12 protein-coding genes and 1 riboswitch are annotated in these 24549 nt (G+C 68.6%); of the genes, 7 read left to right on the top strand and 5 right to left on the bottom strand.

The window, feature by feature from the left end; all coding sequences use genetic code 11:
* Both Q0Z83_RS51505 and Q0Z83_RS51510 read left to right on the top strand, forming a co-directional pair.
* The gene (locus tag Q0Z83_RS51505) at nt 1-9465 is read left to right on the top strand and encodes a Calx-beta domain-containing protein (RefSeq protein ID WP_317790882.1); all 9465 of its coding nucleotides are present in this window, start codon (nt 1-3) and stop codon (nt 9463-9465) included.
* Nucleotides 9466-9769: 304 nt separating this feature from the next.
* Nucleotides 9770-9848, top strand: a riboswitch (cyclic di-GMP riboswitch).
* Nucleotides 9849-9941: 93 nt separating this feature from the next.
* Nucleotides 9942-13199, top strand: coding sequence for a Calx-beta domain-containing protein (locus Q0Z83_RS51510; RefSeq protein ID WP_317790883.1), 3258 nt, complete (start codon nt 9942-9944; stop codon nt 13197-13199).
* A 62-nt stretch (nt 13200-13261) separates the two neighbouring features.
* Here Q0Z83_RS51510 and Q0Z83_RS51515 read toward each other — a convergent pair whose 3' ends face one another.
* Genes Q0Z83_RS51515 through Q0Z83_RS51525 form a run of 3 tightly spaced genes read right to left on the bottom strand, consistent with a single transcriptional unit; the run spans nt 13262 to nt 17564 of the window.
* Nucleotides 13262-15223: an ABC transporter ATP-binding protein gene (locus tag Q0Z83_RS51515; protein WP_378079026.1), complete on the bottom strand. Its 1962-nt coding sequence runs from the start codon at nt 15221-15223 to the stop codon at nt 13262-13264.
* A complete protein-coding gene (locus tag Q0Z83_RS51520) occupies nt 15220-16959 on the bottom strand; it encodes an ABC transporter ATP-binding protein (RefSeq protein ID WP_317790884.1) in 1740 nt (579 codons plus the stop codon). The genes Q0Z83_RS51515 and Q0Z83_RS51520 overlap by 4 nt, the downstream gene beginning before the upstream one ends.
* Nucleotides 16953-17564, bottom strand: coding sequence for a TetR/AcrR family transcriptional regulator (locus Q0Z83_RS51525; protein ID WP_317790885.1), 612 nt, complete (start codon nt 17562-17564; stop codon nt 16953-16955). The genes Q0Z83_RS51520 and Q0Z83_RS51525 overlap by 7 nt, the downstream gene beginning before the upstream one ends.
* An 88-nt stretch (nt 17565-17652) precedes the next feature.
* On the opposite strand from Q0Z83_RS51525, the gene Q0Z83_RS51530 reads away from it, so the two are divergent.
* Nucleotides 17653-19323, top strand: a complete 1671-nt coding sequence (locus Q0Z83_RS51530; protein WP_317790886.1) for an alkaline phosphatase family protein — start codon at nt 17653-17655, stop codon at nt 19321-19323.
* A gap of 16 nt (nt 19324-19339) precedes the next feature.
* Here the strand turns inward: Q0Z83_RS51530 and Q0Z83_RS51535 are convergent, their stop codons facing one another.
* Complete coding sequence (locus Q0Z83_RS51535) at nt 19340-20311, bottom strand: Acg family FMN-binding oxidoreductase (RefSeq protein ID WP_317790887.1); 972 nt, start codon at nt 20309-20311, stop codon at nt 19340-19342.
* A 70-nt stretch (nt 20312-20381) separates the two neighbouring features.
* Here Q0Z83_RS51535 and Q0Z83_RS51540 point away from each other — a divergent pair, with 70 nt between their 5' ends.
* Both Q0Z83_RS51540 and Q0Z83_RS51545 read left to right on the top strand, forming a co-directional pair.
* The gene (locus tag Q0Z83_RS51540; RefSeq protein ID WP_317790888.1) at nt 20382-20921 is read left to right on the top strand and encodes a GNAT family N-acetyltransferase; all 540 of its coding nucleotides are present in this window, start codon (nt 20382-20384) and stop codon (nt 20919-20921) included.
* A 1-nt stretch (nt 20922) separates the two neighbouring features.
* Nucleotides 20923-21585 (top strand): adenosylcobinamide amidohydrolase, encoded by a 663-nt coding sequence (locus Q0Z83_RS51545; protein ID WP_317790889.1) that lies wholly within the window; start codon nt 20923-20925, stop codon nt 21583-21585.
* Nucleotides 21586-21641: 56 nt separating this feature from the next.
* On the opposite strand, the gene Q0Z83_RS51550 is transcribed toward Q0Z83_RS51545, so the two are convergent.
* Nucleotides 21642-22163, bottom strand: a complete 522-nt coding sequence (locus Q0Z83_RS51550) for a molybdate ABC transporter substrate-binding protein (protein WP_317790890.1) — start codon at nt 22161-22163, stop codon at nt 21642-21644.
* Between the two features lie 216 nt (nt 22164-22379).
* On the opposite strand from Q0Z83_RS51550, the gene Q0Z83_RS51555 reads away from it, so the two are divergent.
* Both Q0Z83_RS51555 and Q0Z83_RS51560 read left to right on the top strand, forming a co-directional pair.
* Complete coding sequence (locus Q0Z83_RS51555; RefSeq protein WP_317790891.1) at nt 22380-23357, top strand: class I SAM-dependent methyltransferase; 978 nt, start codon at nt 22380-22382, stop codon at nt 23355-23357.
* Nucleotides 23358-23402: 45 nt separating this feature from the next.
* Complete coding sequence (locus tag Q0Z83_RS51560; protein ID WP_317790892.1) at nt 23403-24542, top strand: NAD(+)/NADH kinase; 1140 nt, start codon at nt 23403-23405, stop codon at nt 24540-24542.
* Nucleotides 24543-24549 lie beyond the last annotated feature (7 nt).

The following is a 24549-nucleotide window of genomic DNA, read 5'->3' on the forward strand; positions in this document are numbered from 1 at the left end:
ATGCGCAATCGACGGAACATCCGTACGTCCGACGACGTCCCGTTCCGGCTGTGGGCGCCGGCGAGATTCCGTACCGCTGTCTCGGTCATCGCGGCCACCGCCGCCGGGTTCGTTCCCGCGACGGCGATCCTCCCGCGCCCGGCGCTGGCACTCACCGTCCCGACGGTGACCGTGGCGGACGCGGCCGAGGTCGCCGAGGGCGAGACCCTGCACTTCCCGCTGACCTTGAGTGAACCCGCCGCCTACCCGGTCAGCGTGCGGGTCTCCACCGAGGGCGGCACGGCGATCGGCGGCAACGACGACTACACCACCCTGACCGGAGTGGAGGTCGTCTTCGATCCGGGCCAGACGGTCAAGACGGTCGACGTGCCGACGAGAGCCGACAACAGTCCCGAGGACGAGCCGGAGACGGTCAACCTCCGGATCATCGATCCCGGAGCCGTGAACCCGGGAGTACGGATGACCGGAATGGGCCGGATCGTCGACGCCCGGCTGATGGTGAATGCGGTCCAGCCGATCATCGAGGGCGACGACCCCGGCCGTACCCAGGAGTTCGACGTCTCGCTCAACGTCGCCTTCCAGACCACCGTCACCGTCGAATACTCGCTGCTCGACGGTTCGGCGCTCGCCGGACAGGACTACACCGCGGCCACCGACGTGCCCCTCACCTTCGCGCCGGGGGAGCGGACGAAGCGCATCCAGGTGACGATCAACGGTGACGACGCCGACGGCGACGGCGTGGACAAGTACTTCCAGATAGCCTTCAGCGACCTGACCGGTGGCTCCGTGGTCGGGCTGGAGACGCGTACCTTCAACATTCTCGACGACGACGGCGTGCCGCAGATCGCGGCGGTGACCAGCCGGACCCTGCCGGAAGGCGACAGTGGGCCCACGGTCGCGACCTTCACCGTGATCCTGACCAACCCCGCGACCGAAGAGGTCGTCCTCGGAGTGTCCGCTCAGGACCAGACCGCGGTGCAGGCCCCCGGTGCGATCGGCGCGGACGACTACGACGTGCCGCCCACCGTGACTTTCGAGACCGGCGAGTCGACCGCGACGTTCGACGTGCGGATCAACGGTGACGAGGTCTACGAGAAGGACGAGAGCGCCCGGATCACGGTCGCGCCGGGAACCGGATTGATCGGTTCGACGTCCGAGGCGACCCTGATCATCACCAACGACGACGACCGTCCCCAGATCACCCTCGACCCCCTCGACCAGCCCGAGGGAATGCAGGCGAACCTCTCGTTCACGGTGACCGGCGAAGCGCAGGAGGCGTTTCCGTGGAATGCCAGGATCGAGAACGTCTCGGACGGTGTCGCCGATCCGGCCGAACCGTACGACTACCAGAGCTCGGGCCTCAGCCAGTTCTGGGGTCCCAACAACTCCGGCACACTTCAGCCCGGCGACGAGCGGATCGATCTGGGTCCCATCCAGTTCAATAACGACAACCGTGACGAATACGACGAGATGTTGAAGGTCATCCTGGACGCTCCAGGACTCGGCCAGTTCCACGGTTTCGGCACGATTCGCGACTCGGAGTCGGACAAGGAGCCCCAGCTCGTTCTGCCGGAGCGGTTCGCGGTCAAGGAGTCGGATCCGGCGAAGCTCCCGTTCAAGCTCGAATTCCCCACGGGGTGGCCCTCGCAGAACACCGCCACGTCGACGGAGAAGACCGTCAAGGTGGATTACACGGTGCAGGGTGCCTCCGCTCAGGAGGGCGTGGACTTCACCGCCGCCTCCGGCACGCTGACCTTCAGCCTTCAGCCCTCCGCCGGCGGCCCTCTGGCTTACGCCGCCGACATCACCATCCCGATCAGCGAGGACTGGATGCCGGAGGGCGACGAGTTCTTCACCGTCGTGCTGAGCAATCCCCGGAACGTCGTGCTGAACAGGCCGTTGAACAATGAGGTCTCGGACGCTTCGGTGGACGTGTACGTCATGAGTGACATACGCCAGGTGAACGTCGGAAACGCGGCAGCCACACGCGAGGGCCGGTCGCTGCTGTTTCCGGTGACGCTCAACGTTCCGAGTGATGTCCCCATCACGGTGAAGCTCGCCGTGACGGGTGGGACGGCCACGGCGGGCGCCGACTATTCCGAGTGGATCCAGCCCGTGCGGTTTCAGGGCATGTGGGACACCCGTAGAGACTTCATGGTCAACACGATCCCGGACGATGAGGTGGAGGCCGAACCCGAGACGGTGTCCGTGTCGATCATCGACCCCGACCTCGCCATGCTCGGCCCCGGTGTGACCGCCACCGGAACGATCACCGACGAGGAACCCGCGTTGCCGGCCATCGAGTCGGTCACCGCGGTTCCCCAGCCGGAGGGCAACGGATATTCGCAGGTGCCGTTCGAGGTCGAGCTGACCGCCCCGAGCCCGCAGGACGTCACCCTCAACCTGACCGGTGACGACGGCACCGCGGTTCAACCGATGAACGGTATGGGCACCAACGACTACTCCCTGCCGCCCACCGTGACGATCCCGGCCAACCAGACCACCGCCACGTTCTGGGTGACCGTTTACGGCGACATGGTCTACGAGAAGGACGAGACCGCGAGCATCATCGTCACGCCACGCGAGAACGATCCGCTGGTGGGCGGCGGGCCGCAGTCCGCGACACTGAGCATCGTCAACGACGACGCGAAGCCGACCTTCGTCCTTGAGCGTCTGGAGCGGGACGAGGGCAACCTGGGCGCCTTCGTGCGGTTCTCCGTCACCGGTGACGCGCAGGACCCGATTCCCCTGACGGCGACCCTGGAGGGCGCCGCCGACGACTTCGGCAGCGACCCGGCCGAGGACGGTGACCTCGACAAGAGCGGATTCCAGTCCACCGTCACCCTGCCGCCGGGCGCGCGGCAACTCGAGCTGGGCGTCCTGGATTTCCGGATCGACCACGTCGACGAGTTCGACGAGACGTTCCGGGTCACCGTCGAGGATCCGGACGGGGTTCGGACCTCCGGGTTCGGCACGATCCGGGACAACTGGAACGATCAACAGCCTCGGATCGTGCTGGCGAACCCGATGTCGGTCCTCGAGGGGGAGACCGCCACGGTACCGGTCCGGCTCGACTACACCGGAAACGGTGGCAACACGACCGGCAGCGAGAAACCCATCTCGGTCGACTACGCCGTGCATCCGAACGGCGCGAGTCAGGACGACTTCCGGCCCACCGGCGGCACCTTGGACTTCCCCCCGAACGCCACCGAGATGGGGTTCACCATCGCGACGGTCGCGGATCAGATCCCGGAGCAGGACGAGATGATCAACATCGTCCTGGTCAACGCCAAGAACGCCAGCGCCGACGGTGCCTGGGGCAACATGACGATCAAGGAGACGCCATCGGCGGTGAGCATCGGCCCACCGCCGGCCACCGTCGTCGAGGGCGCGCCGCTCCGGTTCCCGGTCACGCTGGACCGCCCGAGCGCCTACCCGATCAACGTCTCCATCTCGGTCGCGTCCGGCACCGCAAACGTGAACGAGGACTATCAGTCGTTCTACAACACGACGGTGTACTTCAATCCCGGGGAGACGAGCCGGTTCGTCGATGTGTGGACGAACTCCGACAACGTGGCCGAACCCGATCCGGAAACGATCACCCTGGAGATCACCAACACCGGCGGTGCCACGGCGGGAAACCTGACCGCCACCGGCGAGATCGTCGACGGCGTGATCACGGTGACTCCGGTCGGCGAGATCACCGAGGGTACGAGCGGCGTTCGTGACCAGCTTTTCGACGTGCGGCTCAGCGCTCCGGTGGACATGCCGCTGTGGCTCAGTTACGACCTGGTCGCCGGGACCGCGAGTTCCTATCAGGACTTCGACCCGAACTCCGGGCAGCTCAACTTCCAGCCGGGGGAGACCCACAAACAGATCTCCGTGCCGATTCGCGGCGACCTGCTGCCGGAAGGGGCCGGCGAAACCTTCAAGATCCGGCTGTATAACAACTCCGGCGGCATGGTCTACCGGGAGACGAAGGAATACACGTTCACGATCGTCGAGGACGACACTCCGGCCACCGTCCTGGCGATGGATCCGGTGACCGTGAACGAGGGCGGGTTCAACACCATGACGGCCTGGTTCACGGTCCGGTTGAGCCAACCGACCGCGGCGCCACTTCGACTGCAGGTCACCGGGGTCGACGGCAGCGCCGTCCGGGCGATGAACGGCATCGGCGGCATGGACTACGCCGCCTATGACAACTTCGTGTACTTCCAGCCCGGCCAGGACACCGCGACCTTCGGCGTGCAGGTCTTCGGCGACATGATCTACGAGCAGGACGAGACCGCGACGATCGTCGTCCGCCCGGAGGACGGTGAACCGAACGTGGTCGGGCCCCCGCAGGAGGCGACGCTCACGATCGTCAACGACGACGCCGCTCCGAAGCTGACCCTCGACGGCCCCGACCAGTGGGAGGGCAACCAGTGGGCCGGCGTCTCGTTCACCGTCACCGGTCAGGCCCAGGACGCGATCGCCTGGACTGCCTCCGTCGCGGGGGCCGCCGACGACAACGGCAGCGACCCGGCTGAGGACGACGACTTCGACGCGAGCAACCTACGGCTGTCGGGCACGCTGGAACCCGGCGCCAACCGGATCGACCTGGGTGCGATCGCTTTGCGAACCGACAATGTCGACGAGTTCGACGAGACGATCCGGATCAGTGTCAGCTCACCCGGTGCGGGGTCGTCCGCCGGCTTCTGGACGGTCCGGGACTCGGGGAACGACCAGCCGCCGCGGATCATGCTGGGCACGCCGTTGACGGTCATCGAGGGCGGGCCCGCCACGGTGCCGGTGAAGCTGGACTACTCCTGGAACGGCGGCATGACCACCGGCTCCGAGAAACCGATCTCGGTCCAGTACAACGTCCAACCCGGCAGCGCGACCGAGACCGACGACTACAGCCCGACCAGCGGAACGCTGACCTTCGCCCCGGGCGCCACCGAGGCGACGCTCACGATCCCGACCACTGCGGACTCGGTCGTCGAACCGGAGGAGACCGTCAACATCTCCCTGTTCAACCCCAGGAACGCCGACATGGGGAACGGCTGGGGCACGCTGACGATCAAGGAGACGCCGCCGGTGGTGAGCGTCGGCACGCCCGCCGCCGGTGTGGTCGAGGGGCAGACGATCCGGTTCCCGGTCACGCTGGACCGGCCGAGCGGCTCGCCGATCACGATCCGGGTCTCCACCACCGACGGCACCGCCATCGGAGACGTCGACTACGAGCGGATCTACGACCAGTGGGTGACGTTCCAGCCGGGCGAGATCACCAAGACCATCGATGTACGGACCAGGTACGACGGAGACACCGAACCGGGTTCGGAGACGGTCGGCTTGACGATCACCGACACCGGTGGGGCGATCGCCGGAACGTTGACCGCGACCGGCAAGATGCTCGACGGCGTGATCTCGGTGACCCCGGTCGGTGAGATCTTCGAGGGCCACGCGGGCGTCCGTGACCAGGTCTTCGAGGTCCGGCTGAGTATGGCTGTGGACGCCCGGATCCAGATGGACTACGAGATTCTCGCCGGCACCGCGACCCCGTCGGTGGACTTCGATCTCGTCCAACCCGGGCAGATCGTCTTCGAGCCGGGGGAGATGACCAAGCAGATCGTCGTGCCGATCCGTGGCGATACGACCGCGGAGCCGGCCGACGAGACCTTCCTGATCAGGCTGCAGCACATCTACACCACCGTCCCCTTCTCCGGTGGTGGGGACCATCTCTTCAGCATCATCGACGACGACGGCCCGTCCGGGATCGCGGCCGTCGGCTCCGTGGCGCAGGAGGAGGGTGGGGCGGCCACCCAGGCCACCTTCACGGTCAAGCTGAGCCACCCCACCGCGGTCCCGCTGGACCTGCCGATCACCGCCGATGACGGCACCGCGGTCCGGACCGGGAGCGGCGCGGGCGGCCAGGACTTCACGGTCCCGAGTTCGGTGCACTTCGACGCGGGTCAGTACAGCGCCACCTTCGACGTCCAGATCAACGGTGACGCCGTCTACGAGAAGGACGAGACCGCGGCGATCATCGTCAGCCCGCCCGCCGGCGACCAGGACGTGAGCGGTGAACCGCGCACCGGCACCCTCACGATCGTCAACGACGACGCCGCCCCGAAACTGACCTTCGACGGCTTCGACCAGTCCGAGGGCACCGGCGGCATCGGCGTCTGGTTCACCGCCACCGGCACCGCACAGGACCCGCTGCCGTGGACCGCCACGGTCGGCGGCGACGTCTTCAACGGCAGTGACCCGGCTGAGGAGACCGACTTCACCCGGACCGGCCTCACCCTGTCCGGCACGCTCGCCCCCGGCGGCACCCGGGTCGACGTCGGAACCCTGGACTTCACCATGGACTCCGCCGACGAGTACGACGAGACCATCAAGGTCGCCGCCGACCTCGAGGGCGGCACCTCCACCGGGTTCGGGACCATCCGGGACTGGCACACCCAACTGCCGCCCAAGGTCATCCCGGCGGGGCAGGTCTCGGTCAACGAGGCGGGTACCGCGTTCGTGCCGGTCAACCTCGACTTCACCGCGGTGCCCGGCAACACCGCGACGTCCACCGAGAAGGTCGTCACCGTCGACTACAGCACCGCCCCGAACACCGCGACCGCCGACGTCGACTACCAGACGACCACCGGCACGCTGGTCTTCGACCCGTCGACCACGTCGGCTGACATCGCCGTACCCACCCTGCCCGACGCGGACGACGCCGAAGGCGACGAATCGTTCCTCGTCCTGCTCGGCAACACCAGGAACGCCGACCTCGGCGCCACCTCGTCCACCGTCACCATCAAGGGCCCCGCGGCCCCGGTACCGACCTTCCAGGTCACCCCGGACGTGTACGTCACCGAGGGACAGTCCGCCGCGCAGATCACGGTCTCGTTGAGCGAGCCGACGTTCACCCCGGTGCAGTTCGCCGTCTCCACCACCGACGGGACCGCGCGGCACGGTGGATCCGGTCCGGGCGGCGACGACTACATGACGCCGATGCTCCTCCTCACCATCCCGGCCGGCGCGACGACCGGCACGATCACCATCCCGATCATCGGCGACGCGGTCTTCGAGCCGAAGGAATCCGCGCAGGTCACGGTGGCTCTCGCCACCGGCGAGACGGATGCGGTCGGTACGCCGCAGCAGAGCACCCTGACCATCGCCGACGATGACCCGGTCCCCTCCGTCACCCTGAACCCGGTCACCGGGCAGGAGGGCGGCGCCGTCGACGTCATGGCCGTACCGGAGGGCGTGGCGCAGGAACCGATCGACTTCCTGATGAACCTCAGCGGAGACGCCACCGACGGCGCCGATCCCGCCGAGGCGGTCGACTTCTCCGCCGTACCGCGGGCCGTCCTGCCCGGAGGGAGCACCGGTCCGGTTTCGGTGGGTTCGGTCAAACTGGCGGCCGACAAGATCGACGAGGACGTCGAGTCGGTCAAGGTGACGCTGGAGAACCTGGCGGATCCCGGACAACCGGCCGTCTCCACCCGGGTCCGGGTCCTCGACGACCCGATCGACCAGCCACCGGCGGTCGGCGTCGAGACCGTCAGTGTGTCGGAGGGCGCCGGCGTCGCCGAGATTCCGGTGAGCCTGCGCTACGAGACCGGCAACGACGCCACCTCGACCGAACGTCCGATCTCGATCCAGTACCTGACGACTCCGGCATCCGCGGGCGCCGACGACTTCGGGTCCCCGATCTCGTCGAACCCGCTGGTCATCCAGCCCGGCGCGACGAGCGGCACGATCCGGGTGCCGATCACCAACGACAACCGCTTCGAGCCGTCCGAGGTGTTCATGGTGCAGGCCACCGGGCTCGCACCGGCGGACGTCAGAGCAGCGGTCGATCTGGCCGTCATCACCATCGACGATGACGACTCCGCCTCCCGCCCGTCGTTCTCGGCGACCGACACGCTGACCGTCCGGGAGAGCGCCGGCAGCGCCGGCGTCACGGTCGAACTGAGCACGGCGGCGCCCAGCGACATCGACCTCACCGTCGGCGTTCGTGACGGTACGGCCACCGACACCGGCCCGGGAGCCGGCGGCGACGACTACGACCTTCCCCCCACGGCCGTACGCATCCCGCAGGGCGCCCGGTCGGCGACGGTGAATCTGCCGATCCGCCCCGACGACGTGTACGAGGGTGACGAGAAGGCACAGGTCACCGTCGCACTGGCGGCCGGCGAGGACGATGCCGTCGGCAGTCCGCGGGAGGTCACCCTGGCGATCACCGACGACGATGCCGCACCCACGTTCAGCCTCGAACCGACCGCCGCCACCGTGGCCGAGGGCGACACGATCGAGCTGTTCGGCACGGTGAAGGGCGTGGCGCAGCGGGAGTATCGGATCGACACGTCAGCCGCAGCCGGCGCGGCGGCGGCTGACGATGCGGCCGAGCCGGACGACTACGAACTCGAGCAGGCGCCGGTCACGGTGCCCGGCGGTACCCCGAGCGGTACTCGGCTCCGCCTCGGCGCGATCAGCTTCCCCGGCGACAGCATCGATGAGGACACCGAGTCGGCCACCGTGTCCATCGCCGGAACCACCCGCACCTTCCGCATCAACGACGACCCGGCCGACACCCCGCCGACCGTCTCCATCGACGGCGCGTCGGTCGGTGAGAGCGACGGCCGGGTCTCGCTCACCGTCGACCTCCGATTCAGTGGTGCCACCAGCACCGAACGCATCATCAGCGTGCCGTGGCAGACCGTGGACGGTACCGCCGACGCGGGCAAGGACTACACCAAGTCGGGCGGCACCCTCACCTTCGCTCCGGGCACCACCACCGCCACGGTCACGGTGCCGATCCTCGGCGACACCAAGGACGAGTCGGACCAGACCTTCACGGTGCGGCTCGGCTCCGCGTCGCCCGCCGACGTGAAGGTCACCGAGCCGGACGGTCTGGTCACCATCGAGGACGACGACAAGGCGAAGGCGCCTACCGTCAGCGCGCCCGCCAGCAACACCGGCACCGGCCGGGTCACCATCAGCGGTACGGCCGCCGCCGGGACCAAGGTCGAGCTGCTCAGCGCGCCGGGCGTCTCCGGCGGCACGTTCAAGGTGGCCGCCACCACCCAGGCCGACGACGACGGCGCCTACTCGTTCCGGCCCAACTTCACCCACGGCTACCGGGTTCAGGTCCGTGCCGGTGGGCTGATCTCGCCGGTCCAGACCATCCAGGTGCGGCAGGATCCGGAGCTGACCGCGGTCTCCAACGCCAAGGGCACCGCGACACTCACGGTCTCCGGCGACCCTGACGAACCCGGACAGAAGGTAACGATTCAGCGGCAGGTCAAGGGCGGCTGGGACGACCTGGAGGACGGCAAGCTCAACGCGAGCGGCAAGTACTCCACCACCGTGCGTTCCCTGAAAGCCGGGAACAATGTGTTCCGCGCGGTGATCGCCGCGACCCCGTCGCTCGGCATCCTCGCCGGCACCTCACCGGCCCGGACGGTCAAGGTCAAATAGGTCCGAACGTGGTGAAGGGCGGTCCGTACGGACCGCCCTTCACCCGTTTCCCGGGACGTCCACCCCGGGCGGCGAGTACAGTTCGCCGCTGGTCAGGGTGCCGTCGCGGGCCGGTCAGAGCCACGCGACCAGGCCGTTTCCCGGCTATGTGAAGGACTTTCTACCGAAAAACCCGTTCCGCCGCGAACGGTCCGATACGCCGGTTAGATTGCAGTTGGCGCCGCCTCACGCGGATCATCAAATCCGGTGTTTGCGCTGCTGAGAGCCGGTTTCGAATCGGCACCCCGAACCGCCCTAGGTGCGGTACCCGAACAGGCAAACCCGTCGCGAGACGGGGACGCAAAGCCAGGGGCCTCCCCGCTGGAGGTAGCCCAGCCGCCGAAGGAGACAGGAAGAGAATGCGTCATCGACCCATCCAAACGGCGCCGCGAGAGCGGGTGCCGTTCACGCTCTGGGGACGGAAGCGGATCCGGACAGTGCTGGCGACGATTGCCGCCTCGGCTGCTGGTCTGATCCCGGTGGCCCTGGTCAGCTCCCCAGCCCACGCGAGCGTCGACAACCTCATCATCAGCGACGCCGGCGCCTGGGAAGGCTCCAAGGTCACCTTCACCCTGACCTACACCGGCGCCGCAGCCGCCACCTTCAAGACCATCGCCACCGCGGTGACCGGTGTTGGAACCGGGCATGCTGTCGCAGGCGGAACCGACTACACGACCGCGCCCAGCCGGACGAGTTACACCTTCCCCGGCACGGCTTCCGGCGGAACCAACACCGTGACCGTGACCGTGGACACGGTCGCGGATGGTGACAACGCTGATGAGACATTCAGCCTCGTTGTGACGGACGCGCTGGACAACACCAAGACCGCCACCGGCACCATCTGGGCGGTCGCGGACGCGGCCTACCCCGTGTTCACCCTTTCGCCGAGCGCTGCGTCGGTCGCCGAGACCGCGTCCAAGAACGCTTCGGGCGCGACAGTCCAAAAGACTGTCACCGTGACGGCGACGTTGGACAAGACCCTTGCCCACCCGGTGACCCTGCCGGTGGCGACGGTCAGCGCCGGCGCCACGATCGCGGATGCGGTCTCCACCGGCGGTGAGCTCCGTGACTACACGGCACTGCCGTCGACGGCGACGATCACCATTCCCGAGTACTCCTACACGGGCAGCGTGACCGTCGAGCTCTACGACGACGCCGTCGACGAGACGAACTCCGGTGGTCAGAGTTTCAAGGTGCAGTCCGCGGGCACACCGGTGATCGTCAAGTCCGGGGTCACCGACTCCGATAAAAGCACGATCACTATCACGGACGACGATCCGGCGCCGGTGGCGTCCATCGGTAACGCTCCGGCGGCGGATGAAGGGGGCTACCTCAACTACCCCTTGACGCTGGATCGGCAGTCCGACTCGACGTCGCTGAACGTCAAGTACTTGACGGGCGACGGAACGACGCTTCCCGACTCGAACCCGGCAGTCGCCGCCGACCTCGACCCGGCCGTTACCGTGGCCGCGGACGTGCCGATCGCCGCGTACTCGAAGGGCCGCCTGATCGCGGTCAAGGCGAAGGACGACACCGCCTTCGAGGGGCCCGAGAACACCAAGGTGACGATCTCGACGCCGACCGGCGTGACGATCGGTACCGCCACCGGCACCGGCGTCATCAACGACGGCGACTCCGGTCCCACGCTGGACCTGACCACCGCGGGTGACCCGGCCGACGGCCTTCCGAGCGGCACCACCTTCAAGGAGCTCGCGACCGGCGAGAACGTCCGTAACATCGCGGTCACCCTGAACGCCTCCACGGCCGGCCCCTTCCAGGTGCCGATCAAGGTCGACTACTCCTTCAAGGACGGCACCGCGCTGAACGGTGTCGACTACAAGGGCACCGCGGGCAGCTTCACCATCCCGGTCGGTGCGACCCGGGCGACATGGAGCGGCAAGATCCCGGTCACGATCATCGGTGACACCATCGACGAGACCGGCAACGAGACGTTCGACGTGGTGCTGAGCAGCAGCACCAAGACGGTCGCCGAGGCCACCAAGACGATCACGATCACCGAGGACCCGACGGACGACGTCGCGCCGACCTGGACTACTGCGGACGTCTCGATCGTCGAGGGCAACACCGGCACCACGACCGCCAAGGTGCCGATCACCCTGAGCGGTCCGGCGGCGGCGGATGTGCTGTTCACCGCAACGTTCAACACGCCGGGCAGCGCAACCGAGACCGGTGTCAACTCGGGCCTCACTGTCGGCGACAACGACTATGACCTGCCGGCCGTGCGCAGCACGACGATCAAGGCCGGTCAGCAGTCGGCTTTCCTCGAATTCCCGATCAACGGAGACACGGTCTTCGAACGGGACGAGGCATTCATCGTCGACATCGACACCACCAGCACCGTGGTCAATGACAACCTCACAGCAGATGTCCTGCACTCGGCGCGAGTGGCGATCACTAACGACGACGCGAAGCCGACGGTGAACCTCACCCAGATCAGCGGGACCGAGAGCGGTTCGATCCGGGTAGCCGGCACGCTCACCGGTGTCTCGCAGTACCCCTACGACCTGAGCCTCGTCGTGGCGGGTAGTGGAGACAACCCGGCGACTCCGGGCACGGACTTCGAGCTGCCGGCCGGATTCACCACCACGCCCATCAAGATCACCAAGGGGCAGACCGCACTGACCGGAACGCTGGGTGACATCTACCTGGCGCCGGACGACGCCGACGAGCCTCTCGAGACGTTCAGCATCGAGGTCAAGGAGACCACGGCATCGCCGCAGGGCTTCACCGATTCCACGGCCACCTTCCGGATCAATGACGACCCGGCGGACCTTCCGCCGGCGGCCTCGATCCGCGACGAGTCGATCGGTGAATGGGAGAAGTCGGTCGACGTCCACGTGGACTTCGCCTTCGACGAGAACACCAAGTCCACCACGCAGACCGTGAACATCCCCTGGTGGACGGTTCCGGGCAGCGCTCGCGAGGACGAGGACTACAAGGGCTCGAAGGGCATGATCACCCTCAAGCCCGGTGACCTCAGCGCCGTGATCAACGTTCCCGTCATCGACGACAAGTTGAAGGAGAACGACGAGGAGTTCCACGTCAAGCTGGGCGTCGCCACCCCGACGGGTGCGGCGGTGACCCGGGGCGACGGCACGGTCACGATCAAGTCGGAGGACAAGGCCGACCCGGTCACCCCGACGCTGAGCGCGACCGGTCCGTCGAAGGGTGTCGGCCTGGCGAAGTTCGTCGGCACGGCCGCTCCGAACACGACGGTCGAGCTGTGGGGCGCCGCTCTCCCGGAGACCGACCCGAAGGCCTTCAAGTACATCAGCGAGACGACCGCCGACGATGACGGTTACTTCGAGCTGGCGCCGAAGTCCCTCGCCTCCGGCTGGGCGTTCGTCGCCCGGTCGCAGGAGATCAACTCGGCGGTCAAGACCGTCAAGGTGACGCAGCTGCCGTCCTTCTCGGCGAGCTCCTCGAAGAAGGGCAAGCTGAGCGTCTCGGTGGCGGGCAACCCGCGGATGGCCGGCCAGGCCGTCTCGGTGCAGCGTTACACCGGCGGCAAGTGGGTGACCATCGGCAAGGGCACCACCACTGACAGCGGCTGGAAGGGCACCATCAGCGTCAAGACGAAGTCCAAGGTCACGCTGCGGGCCTGGGTCGCCGGTGACGCGAGCATGGGTATCAACGCCGGGTACTCGGCTCAGAAGAAGGTCACCATCAAGTAAGTCCTGGTGATACGAGACGGGGGCGGCCGAGAGGCCGCCCCCGTTCCGTTGTGTGTGCCGGGTCAGTCGACTTCGGCGACGGCCTGGGCGAACTGCGCGGAGTAGAGCCGGGCGTACGCCCCACCACTGGCGATCAGCGATTCGTGGGTGCCCTGCTCGACGATCGACCCGTTCTCCATCACCAGGATCACGTCGGCGTCGCGGATGGTGGAGAGCCGGTGCGCGATGACGAAGCTGGTCCGGCCGCTGCGCAGGGTGGCCATGGCCCGCTGGATCAGCACCTCGGTACGCGTGTCGACCGAGCTGGTGGCCTCGTCGAGGATCAGGATGCTCGGTTCGGCGAGGAACGCCCGGGCGATGGTGACCAGCTGTTTCTGCCCGGCGCTGACGTTCGAACCCTCCTCGTCGATCTTCGTGTCGTAGCCCTCGGGGAGCATCCGCACGAACCCGTCGACGTGGGCGGCCTCGGCGGCCTGATGGATGGCTGCCTCGTCGAAGACCGAAGCCCCGTACCCGATGTTCTCGGCGATGCTGCCGCCGAACAGCCAGGTGTCCTGCAGCACCATGCCGATCTGCTCGCGCAGTTGCTCGCGCGGCATGGTCGCGATGTCCACACCGTCCAGAGTGATCCGGCCGCCGGTCACGTCGTAGAACCGCATCAGCAGGTTGACCAGGGTGGTCTTGCCGGCGCCGGTGGGTCCGACGATCGCGACGGTCTGTCCGGGCTCGACGCTGAGGTTCAGGTTCTCGATCAGCGGTTTGTCCGGCAAGTAACGGAACGACACGTCCTCGAACGCGATCCGCCCGCGCACCCCGTCGAGCTCGACCGGAGCCGGATCGGGGGACTGCTCGGGCGCGTCGAGCAGGGCGAACACCCGCTCCGCCGACGCCACCCCGGACTGCACCAGGTTCGCCATGCTGGCCACCTGGGTGAGCGGCTGGCTGAACTGGCGGGAGTACTGGATGAACGCCTGCACCTCGCCGAGGCTCAGCGAGCCGGACGCCACCCGTAGACCGCCGACCACCGCGACCAGCACGTAGTTGACGTTGCCGATGAACATCATGGCCGGCTGGATCAGTCCGGAGACGAACTGGGCGCGGAAGCTCGACGCGTACAGCTTCTCGTTGTGTTCCTGGAAGGTCGCCGCCGCCTCGCCCTGCCGGCCGAAGACCTTGACCAGGGTGTGCCCGGTGAACATCTCCTCGATGTGGCCGTTGAGCTGCCCGGTGACCTTCCACTGGGCGACGAACTGCGGCTGGGACCGCTTGCCGATCACGGTGGTCAGCCAGATCGACAGCGGCACCGTGACCAGCGCGATCAGCGCCAGCAGCGGGGAGATCCAGAACATCATCCCGAGTACGCCGACGATCATCAGCAGGGCCGTCACCAGTTGGGCGAACGTCTGCTGCAGGGTCTGCGCGATGTTGTCGGTGTCGTTGGTGGCGCGGCTCAGCACCTCACCGCGCGGCTGCTTGTCGAAATAGGACAGCGGCAGCCGGCCGAGCTTCTCCTCCACCTGCTGCCGCAGGTCGTAGACGGCGGCCTGCACGGCGCGGGTGGTGAGCCGGCCCTGCAGCACGCCGAAGACCCAGGCGAACACGTAGACGAGCGCCACCCAGGCGAGGACCTGACCCAGCCGGTCGAAGTCGATGCCCTGCCCCGGGATGAAGTCGACGCCGGACAGCAGATCGGCCTGGGTGTTCTGGCCGTTGGCCCGCAGGTACTCGATGACCTGGTCCTTGGTGGCACCGGGCGGGAAGCCGGGCATCCGACCGATCACCCCGCCGAAGATCACGTCGGTGGCGTGGCCGAGAAGGTACGGCCCGAGAACCGACAGGAAGACCCCGAGGGCGCCGAAGAACAGTGCGCCGCCGACGAACAGGCGCTGTGGCTTGAGCAGCGCGAGCAGGCGTTTGGTGGAGCCCTTGAAGTCCTGCAGCTTCTCCGGCGGCCCACCGCCCATCATCATGCGAGCGGCGGGCGGCCCGCCCGGAACGGGCCCACGGCGTTGAGGTTGACTCATCGGGTGCTCGCCTCCTCGACCGTGAGCTGGGACAGGACGATCTCGCGGTACGTCGGGCTGGTCTCCATCAATTCCTCATGAGTGCCGGTGCCGACCACCTTGCCGTCGTCGAGCACGATGATCCGGTCGGCGTCGCGGATCGTGCTGACCCGCTGTGCCACGATCACCACGGTGGCGTCCGCGATGTGGTCGGTCAGGGCCGCTCGCAGCGCCGCGTCGGTGGCGTAGTCGAGAGCCGAGAACGAGTCGTCGAACAGGTAGATCTCCGGCCGGTGTACGAGCGTGCGGGCGATCGCCAGCCGTTGACGCTGACCACCCGACACGTTGGTGCCGCCCTGCGCGATCGGTGCGTCGAGCTGCCCTTCCATCGATTCGACGAACGGTCGGGCCTGCGCGATCTCCAGTGCCTCCCAGAGCTGTTCGTCGGTGGCGTCCGGGTTGCCGTAGCGCAGGTTGGACGCGATCGTGCCGGTGAACAGGTAGGGCCGCTGCGGGACCAGGCCGATCAGCCCGGACAGCAGTGCCGGGTCGATCTCCCGGACGTCCACGCCGTCGACCAGGACCTGGCCCTCGGTGGCGTCGAACAGCCGGGGGATCAGGTTGAGCAGGGTGGTCTTGCCGCTGCCGGTGCTGCCGATGATCGCCGTCACCTCGTTCGGGCGTGCGGTGAGACGTACCCCCGAAAGCACGCCTGCCTCAGCCCCCGGATAGCGGAAACCGACGTCGCGGAGCTCGAGCTCGCCGTGTCGCGACAGCGTCGTGACCGGCGCCGTCGGCGCCGCGACGCTGGACTCGGTGCCCAGCACCTCCTCGATCCGCTCGGCGCACACCTCGGCCCGCGGCACCATCATGAACATGAAGGTGGCCATCATGATCGACATGAGGATCTGCATGAGGTAGCTGATGAATGCGGTCAGTTCGCCGACCTGCATGGCGTTGGTGTCGATCCGGTGGCCGCCGAACCAGAGCACCGCGACGCTGGAGATGTTCACGATCAGCATGACCGTCGGGAACATCAGCGCCATGATCTTGCCGACCCGCAGCGACACGTCGGTCAGCTCGTGGTTGGCGACGCCGTACCGCGCCCGCTCGTGGTCGTCGCGGACGAACGCCCGGATCACCCGGATGCCGGTGATCTGCTCGCGCATCACCTGGTTGACCCGGTCCAGCCGCTCCTGCATGGACCGGAACAGCGGCCGCATCTTCGCGATGATCAGGCCGATCACGGTCACCAGGATCGGCACGATGACCAGCAGCAGCGAGGAGAGCGGCACATCCTCCCGCATGGCCAGCACGATGCCGCCGACGCACATGATCGGCGCCGACACCATCAGCGTGAAGGTGAGCAGGACCAGCATCTGGATCTGCTGGACGTCGTTGGTGGTCCGGGTGATCAGCGAGGGTGCGCCGAACTGGCCCACCTCACGGGCCGAGAAGCCCTGCACCCGGGTGAAGATCGAGGCTCGCAGGTCGCGGCCGACGGCCATGGCGGTCCGGGCCCCGAAATACACCGCCACGCCCTGCGCGATGATCTGGAGCAGGGTGATGCCGAGCATGCCGGCGCCGACCCGCAGCACGTAGTCGGTGTCGCCCTTGACCACGCCGTTGTCGATGATGTCCGCGTTGAGCGCGGGCAGGTAGAGCGTCGCGATCGTCTGCAGGAACTGGAAGAGCACCACCAGGGTGATCTCCGTCCGGTACGGCCGCAGATGCACTTTCAATAGTTTGATCAGCACGCCTGTTCCGTCTCTCTGATGTGAATGCCGTCCAGCAGCAGCGAAGCCAGGTCCGCTCCGCTGAACGAGTCGGGCTCCCCGTATGGCCCGAAGGTGTTGGCGCCGCAGAACATCAGCAGCAGGTGGGCGGCCCGGTCGGGCGTCACTCGGAGGCGGGCCGCGTCGGGCGCGAAGACGTCGGCGACCGCGGTGCCGATCTTCGCCCGGTTGGCGGCCATCCGGGCGACCGTCTCCGGGTCCTGCTCGCCGACCATGATCAGCTTGCGGGCCGCGTGCATCAGGTGGGCCCGCTCCAGGAACCGCTTGTGCACCAGCTCGGCCGCGGCGATCACCCGCTCGCGCAGGGGAGCGGCCCGGTCGATCGCGGCCAGTGCGTCCAGGTCGGGTTGCGGGTCGAGTGCCTTGATCACCGAGCAGACCACCAGCTGGCTCTTGCTCTCGAAGACGCCGAAGATGGTGCCCTCGGCCACTCCGGCCGCGCTGGCGATCTGCCGGGTGCTCACCTCCAGCCCGTGCTCGTGCAACAGCGGGATGGTCGCCTCGATGAGGGCGGCCCGCCGCTCCTCCGGTGCCATCGCCGGGACGCGTCTGCGTCGGTTCTCCATGGCCGCCACAGTAATGAGCGAGTACTCACTCAGCCAACTTCTTTATGCCGGTCGAACCAGAATTCAGCCCTTGGCGTATGAAGGGAACGTGAGCCAAAAGAAGTCGTACCGCCGCGTCATCCGGCACCTGACCACGGGATTCGCCGCTGTTCTGGTGTTCCTGGCCCTGATCGTCCCGGACCAGATCTTCCGGCTGCCGCCCGGCAATTCGGTCTTCACCGCGCTCCTGCGAGTCCCGGTCGAGGCGCTGATCGCCGGAGCGCTCCTGCTTCTGCTGCCGCAACGGGGGCGCCTCGGCCGGTCCCGCCGCCCGATCGCCGGTGTCCTGGGACTGCTGCTCGGGCTCCTCACCGTGGTCAAGATGATCGACATCGGTTTCTTCGCGGTGCTGGCCCGCCGGTTCGACCCGGTGCTCGACTGGATCCTGGTCGACGACGCGTACAACTTCATGGTCGACTCGATCGGCGAAGCCGCCACCATCGGTCTCGCCGCCGGGCTGGTGCTCCTCTCGATCGGCCTGGTCGCCGCGATGACCTGGGCGGTCCTGCGGCTCAGCGGCATCGCGCTGAACCATCGGGTGGCCGCCTGGCGCGGGATCGGCACCGTCGCGGCCGCCTGGGTCGCGCTCACCCTGATGGGCACCCAGCTGATCGGCGGCATTCCGGTCGCCTCGCACACCGCCGCCGAGCTGGCCGCGCACACCGCCCTCGCGCTGCCCAACGACCTCGCCGACCGCAAGCGTTTCGCCGCCGAGGTGCAGGTCGACGCGTACCGGGACCGGCCCGACGACCAGATCCTGACCGCACTGCGCGACAAGGACGTGATCATCTCGTTCATCGAGAGCTACGGCCGCGACGCCATCGAGAACCCGGCCTTCAACAGCGCCGTTCAGGCCAGCCTCGCCGCCAACCAGCAGGCGCTCACCGCCAAGGGTTTCGCGGCCCGCAGCGGCTGGCTCACCTCGTCGACGGCCGGCGGCGGCAGCTGGCTCGCCCACTCGACGTTCCTGTCCGGGCTCTGGATCGACAACGAGCAGCGTTACCGCAGCCTCGTCTCCTCCGATCGGCTGACCCTCACCAGGGCATTCAAGAGCAGCGGCCATCGTACGGTCGGAGTCGAACCGGGCATCATCTTCGCCTGGCCGGAGGGCGCCTTCTACGGGTACGACCACATCTACGACTCGCACACGCTCGGCTACAACGGACCCGGTTTCAGCTGGTCCCCGATGCCCGACCAGTACGTGATGTCGGCCTTCCAGAAGCTCGAATACGGGCCGACGGATCGTGGCCGGCTGCTCGCCGAGATCACCCTGACCTCCAGCCACACCCCGTGGGCACCGGTGCCCAGCATGATCGACTGGGACTCGATCGGTGACGGCAGCGTCTACGGACCGATGGCCGCGAGCGCCGAGGGACCGACGAGCGTGTGGAAGGACGAGAACCGGATGCGTACCGAGTACGCCCGCTCGATCGCCTACTCGATGGACAGCCTGCTCGGCCACATGGCGAAATACGGCCGCGACGACCTGGTGATGGTCTTCCTCGGCGACCACCAGCCGGCCTCCGCGGTGGTCGGCACCCAGGCCACCCACGACGTGCCGATCACGATCGTCGCCAAGGACCCGGCCGTCCTGAACCGGATCGCCGGGTGGGGCTGGACCGACGGCCTCAAGCCCGACCCGGCCGCCCCGGTCTGGCGGATGGACACCTTCCGGGACCGTTTCCTCGCCGCCTACGGCCCGGAAGGCGACCCGCACTGAGCGCGGTCCACGGAGCTCAGCCCGGGATGATGTCGATGACCTGCCCGGCCGGGAGCCGGGGGGTCTTCGGCGGGGCCGAGTGCGCCGGATCCAGCGTGCCGAGACGCACCGCGAGGTACGGGAACCCGACGTCCCCGAGCATCCGGCGCAGGGTCTGCCTGGTGAACGGGATCTCCACCGGGCTGCTCAGCGGAAGCAGGCTGACCGCCTGCTCGGTCGCGGCCAGCCACAGCCGGCTCAACGCCTCGCCACCGCGCAGCCAGTCCTCGGCCCCGTCACCGTCGCCGTAGAGCACCGCGTACACCGCCGCCTTGTCATGCCCGTCCCCGGCGGCCAGGGTGCCCTTCGACTGGAAGTCCCGCTCGGCGACCGTGGTCAGCGGCACCTCCTCGGGCAGCGCCGACGCCGGGATGCCGGTGCCCTCCGGCCGGTCACCGCCGACCCAGGTGGCCGTCTCCGCCGACAGCCGGTCGTCGTGCGACTCGGCGTGCTGGGCCCGGTCGACCGCCACCGCCAGCGCGAGCACCTGGTCCCGGCCGAGTACGTGCAGCCGGGCGCCGCTCTCCTCGGTCACCTTCACCAGGTGCCGCAGTGTGTCCTCGGGCACCCGCTCATCGGTCACGGTTCGCCGGTCGGTACGCCGTACCTGAAGCATCTGATAGTGCCGAGTGGCCTCCGGGCGGGCCGGGATCTGCTCGACCGGACGGATCACCGCGAGTGGTTCGCCGGCCGGCCGGTCCACCTCGTGCCGCCAGCCCTCCGCCTCCAGCGCCACCTGCGCGTGGTGCAGCGCCGTCCCGCAGCTCAGCAGAAGCATCCGGCCCTCCGGGTCCTGCTCGCGGAGCTGCCGCTCGGAGACGCCGAACAGTTCCAGCCGGCCCTCCCGGACCACCCAGCGCCACGGCTGCGTGTTGTGGATCGACGGGGCGAACCGTGCCGCATCCGCCGCCTGGACCAGTGCGCGCTTGACCTCGTCGGTGTCGCTCATGTACCTATCGTGCGCCATCCACCTGGCCACGGGTACGGTCTTCCGACCCTAGCGCCGTTACGCTTCTGCGATGTTCAGTGTCGACCTGACCGAAAATGCCCAGCTGCGCCCGCTCGAACCGTGGCAGGCCGAGGAGTTCCTGGCCCACATGGACCGGGCCCGTGCCACTGTCGACCCGTGGATCCCGTGGGCGAGCATCAGCACCGACCTGGCCAGTGCCACCGCGACCCTCCAGCGTTACGCCGACAACGCGGCTCGGGACAAGCAGCGGCTCTTCGGCATCTGGCTGGACGAGGTGCTGGTCGGCGGCGCCATGTTCGTCGCCTTCGACGCCAAGGCGGGCAACTGTGAGCTGGGCGTCTGGCTGGAGCCCGCGGGGGTCGGCCGGGGCCTGGTCACCAAGGCGGCCCGGGTGCTGATCGACTGGGCGTTCCGGACCCGTGGCCTGCACCGCGCCGAATGGCACTGCAACCCCGACAACATCGCCAGCTCAGCCGTGGCCCGCCGGCTCGGGATGACCCGGGAGGCGCTGCTGCGCGAGGCGTACCCGTGGAACGGTGTCCGCAACGACACCGAGATCTGGGCCGTCCTGGCCTCTGAATGGAAGTAGCTTGTTCGCCGAACCGTCGTTGACCCACCGCCGCGAGGACGGCGCCGACGTCCCGCTGCTGCTCTGGCGGTTCCCGGTGCCGCTGCTCGCCGCGTCCAGCGCGGTCCTCGGCGGCGGGGCCGGTCCCCGTGAGTGGCTGATCAACGCGTCGGTCCCGATGTCCTACGCCCGGCCCGATCCGGATGCGCACCTGGCCGCTCTCGCCGCCGGGCTGGGCCTGACCGGGCCGGGGATCGGGCTGCTCACCGGCGTCGACGTGGCCGACGCGGTGCACACCCGAGACGACGAGGTGCAGGTGTACGCGACGGTCGGGCTCGGCGCCCCGATCCAGGCCGCCTCACCGGAGTCCGGCTTCGATCACCGACCGGGCACGGTCAACATCGTCGTGTGGGTGCCCCAGCGCCTCGCCGACGGCGCGTTGATCAACACGATCGCCACCGCCACCGAGGCCAAGGCGCAGGCCCTCACCGAGCTCGGCCTCGCCGCGACCGGCACGGCCACCGACGCGGTCTGTGTGCTCTGCCCGCTCGACGGCCCGCCCGCGGCCTACGGCGGACCCCGGTCGCGGTGGGGCGCGCCGCTGGCCCGGGCCGTCCACCGGGCGGTCCTCGACGGCGGCGCGGCCAACCTGGCCACCGGCCGCTCCTGGTCCTCCTCGCTCTAGGCCTTTCGGGTCGCGGGCCTTTCGGGTCGCGGGCCTTTCGCGTCAAGGGCTTTCGGTCAGGGGCGCAGCAGACCGGAGTCGATCAGGATCCGCCGTCCGTCGCCGTCGCGGACGAAATTCACGAACTTGTCGCCCGCACCCGGCTTCACCAGCACCAGACTCACCCGGCCGACCGCCACCGGCTCGGCGTTCAGGGTCACGTCGCGCGCGGCGAACGGATCGTCGGTGACGAAGACGTCCGCCGGTTCGCCGCCGGCGATGCGATCGGCCAGAGTCGACCCTTCACCGTACGAGAGGACGACCTCGATGTTCGGATGATTCATCTCGAACCCGTGCTCCACCTGTGCGAAGGCCTCCGCCAGCGACTCGTCCACGGCCACCTTGAGCTCGACCAGCTCCGCCTGCGGCCCGACGTCACCCGTCCCGCTGCCGTCGCCCGTACCCCGGCCGCTCCCGTCTCCTGCTCCCGAACTCGGCGCCGTCGGGCCGATCAGGTTCTCCTCTCCCTTGTCAGGCACACCGGCGCAACCCCCGACGGCCAGGACCCCGGCCAGCAGAACGGCGATGAATCCGCGCATCGTTCCCCTCCGATCACGACTTCGAACGTCGTCGTTTCGACTCCGGGCACGGCCGTGCCGGTTCCGGCCGGGCGCCGGCTGTCGGCGTTCCGACCGCTTCCGTGCGGCACTTCGGGAATGCGCAGATCGGTGCCGGGCGTCGAGCGGCAAATCGGCACAAAAAGTGCCACCGTTCCGGCGTTGCGTACGTCACATCTCCGACGTCATGCTGGTGGCGTGCCGGAACGCATCACCGAAGTAACCGCACTGCTCGCCGAGGTCCTGGCGCCACGTGCCCCGCTCACCGTGATCGTCGACGGCGGTGACCCGGGTGCCGCGGCGCAGTTCGCGTCCCGTCTCGCCGCCGCGTTCCCGGCCACCGCCCGCGCCTGGAACGTGGACGCCGTCCTCGGACTGATCGGCCCCGGCGGCGGACTGTTCGACTCGGCGCTCAACGTCCTCGAGCCGGCCACCGACCGCATCCTGGTGTACCTGCGCGGCGGCCCCCGTCACCGGTTCACCGAGGGTGACGGCGAGCGCCGCGCCCAGGTCGTCATCGATCACCGTGACCCGGACTGGCCGGTCATCCGCCACCTGCATCCCGACCTGGCCCACGTCGACCGGTGGTATCTGTCGGAGAGCCGGGCCTTCTTCGCCGCCCGGGCCGCCGACTGGGACACCAAGTTCGGCGACGACATGCCCCGTTACACCGAGGCGGTCCGGCTGGCCGGGGTGCGGCCGGGGCACGTCGTCCTCGACGTGGGCTGCGGAACCGGCCGTGCCCTGCCCGCCCTGGCCGCCGCGGCCGGTCCCGCGGGCCGGGTGATCGGTCTCGACTTCACCCCCGGGATGCTCGCCGCCGCCCGCCGGGCCGGCCGTGACGAGTGCGCCACCCTGCTGCTGGCCGACGCCCGCCGGCTTCCGGTGGCCGACGCCACCGCCGACGTGATCTTCGCGGCCGGCCTGGTCCACCACCTGCCCGACCCGGCGGCCGGCCTGGCCGAACTGGCCCGGGTCACCCGTCCCGGCGGCGTCCTGGCGATCTTCCACCCGACCGGCCGGGCTCAGCTGGCCGCCCGCCACGGCCGGACCCTGCGCCCCGGCGAGCCTCTCTCCGAGGAGCGCCTCGGCCCGCTCCTGGCGGCGAGCGGCTGGACCCTCGACCACTACGAGGACGTTCCCGACCGCTTCCTGGCCCGAGCCGCTCGCGTGTGACTCGGCTGATGGGAATCCCGCCTGCGACATGGAAGGCTTGCCCGCATGGGCATGGTCAAGGTAGTCGGGCTGGTGCTGCATCCGCGTCGTGACTGCGGCTCCGCGATCGAGGCGATCACCGGCTGGGCCGTCGAGCGCGGGGTCACCGTGCTCGGTCTGCCCGACGAGGTGAGCCGGATCAGTGGTTGCTCCGCCGAGGCGGTCGAGGCGGCGGAGATGGTCGAGCGGGCCGGGCTGCTGGTCAGTCTCGGCGGCGACGGCACGATGTTGCGCACGATGCGCCTGGTGGAGGGGCACGAAACCCCGGTGCTCGGGGTCAACGTGGGCCGGCTCGGGTTCCTCGCCGAGGTGGATCTCTCCGGTCTCGGCGAGGCGCTGTCGGCGATCGACGAGCATCGGTTCACCATCGAGTCGCGGACCGCGGTGCACACGACGCTGCCGGACGGGCGTGCGGTGTCGGCGTTCAACGACATCGCCCTGGTCCGGGTGCCGGGGCACGGTCTGGCCGCGGTGGGGATCCGGGTGGAGGGTGGCGGGTTCGTCAACTATGCGGCCGACGCCGTGATCGTGTCGACGCCGACCGGCTCCACGGCGTACAGCTTCTCGGCTGGTGGCCCGATCGTCTCGCCGAACGTGCAGGCGCTGATCGTGTCCGCGGCGGCGGCGCACTCGTCGTTCAACAGGTCCCTGGTGTTGGACACCTCCGAGCAGTTGGCGCTGGACGTGCTGCCGACCAGCGGGCGGCTGGCGATCGAGGTCGACGGGATCATCGAGGGCTACGCCGAGCCCGGTTCCACGCTCGAGATCCGGCCGGTGCCCCTGGCGGCCCAGGTGATCCGGTTCGGCCGCACGTCGTTCTATGAGCGGGCCCGGCGCAAGCTGCGGGTGGAGGGCAGTGCGTCGGCGGTCGCGCTCGATCCGTCCGACGCGGTGGTCGTCGACAGTTTCGAGCGGCATCGTTACGAGGTGCAGATCGGCGGGGAGGTAGTCGGAACCCTCGAGTATGCCATGAAATCCGGACAAATTGAGTTACTGAACACCGAGATCGACCAGGCGTTCTCCGGTCGGGGACTGGCCGGCCGCCTGGCCGCCGCCGCGCTCGCCGCCGCCCGGGCTCGCGATCTCACGGTCATCGCCACCTGCCCGTACGTGGCGGGCTATCTCGAACGACATTCCGAGAGCTGAGGACAGA

The organism is Actinoplanes sichuanensis (assembly GCF_033097365.1).
Taxonomy (GTDB): domain Bacteria; phylum Actinomycetota; class Actinomycetes; order Mycobacteriales; family Micromonosporaceae; genus Actinoplanes; species Actinoplanes sichuanensis.

Bases quoted from the DNA above. Each gene is read 5' to 3' on its own strand.
- Q0Z83_RS51515 (WP_378079026.1), bottom strand. From the start codon at position 15,223: ATGAGTCAACCTCAACGCCGTGGGCCCGTTCCGGGCGGGCCGCCCGCC.
- Q0Z83_RS51505 (WP_317790882.1), top strand. From the start codon at position 1: ATGCGCAATCGACGGAACATCCGTACGTCCGACGACGTCCCGTTCCGG.
- Q0Z83_RS51540 (WP_317790888.1), top strand. From the start codon at position 20,382: ATGTTCAGTGTCGACCTGACCGAAAATGCCCAGCTGCGCCCGCTCGAA.
- Q0Z83_RS51560 (WP_317790892.1), top strand. From the start codon at position 23,403: ATGGGCATGGTCAAGGTAGTCGGGCTGGTGCTGCATCCGCGTCGTGAC.
- Q0Z83_RS51535 (WP_317790887.1), bottom strand. From the start codon at position 20,311: ATGAGCGACACCGACGAGGTCAAGCGCGCACTGGTCCAGGCGGCGGAT.
- Q0Z83_RS51550 (WP_317790890.1), bottom strand. From the start codon at position 22,163: ATGCGCGGATTCATCGCCGTTCTGCTGGCCGGGGTCCTGGCCGTCGGG.
- Q0Z83_RS51525 (WP_317790885.1), bottom strand. From the start codon at position 17,564: ATGGAGAACCGACGCAGACGCGTCCCGGCGATGGCACCGGAGGAGCGG.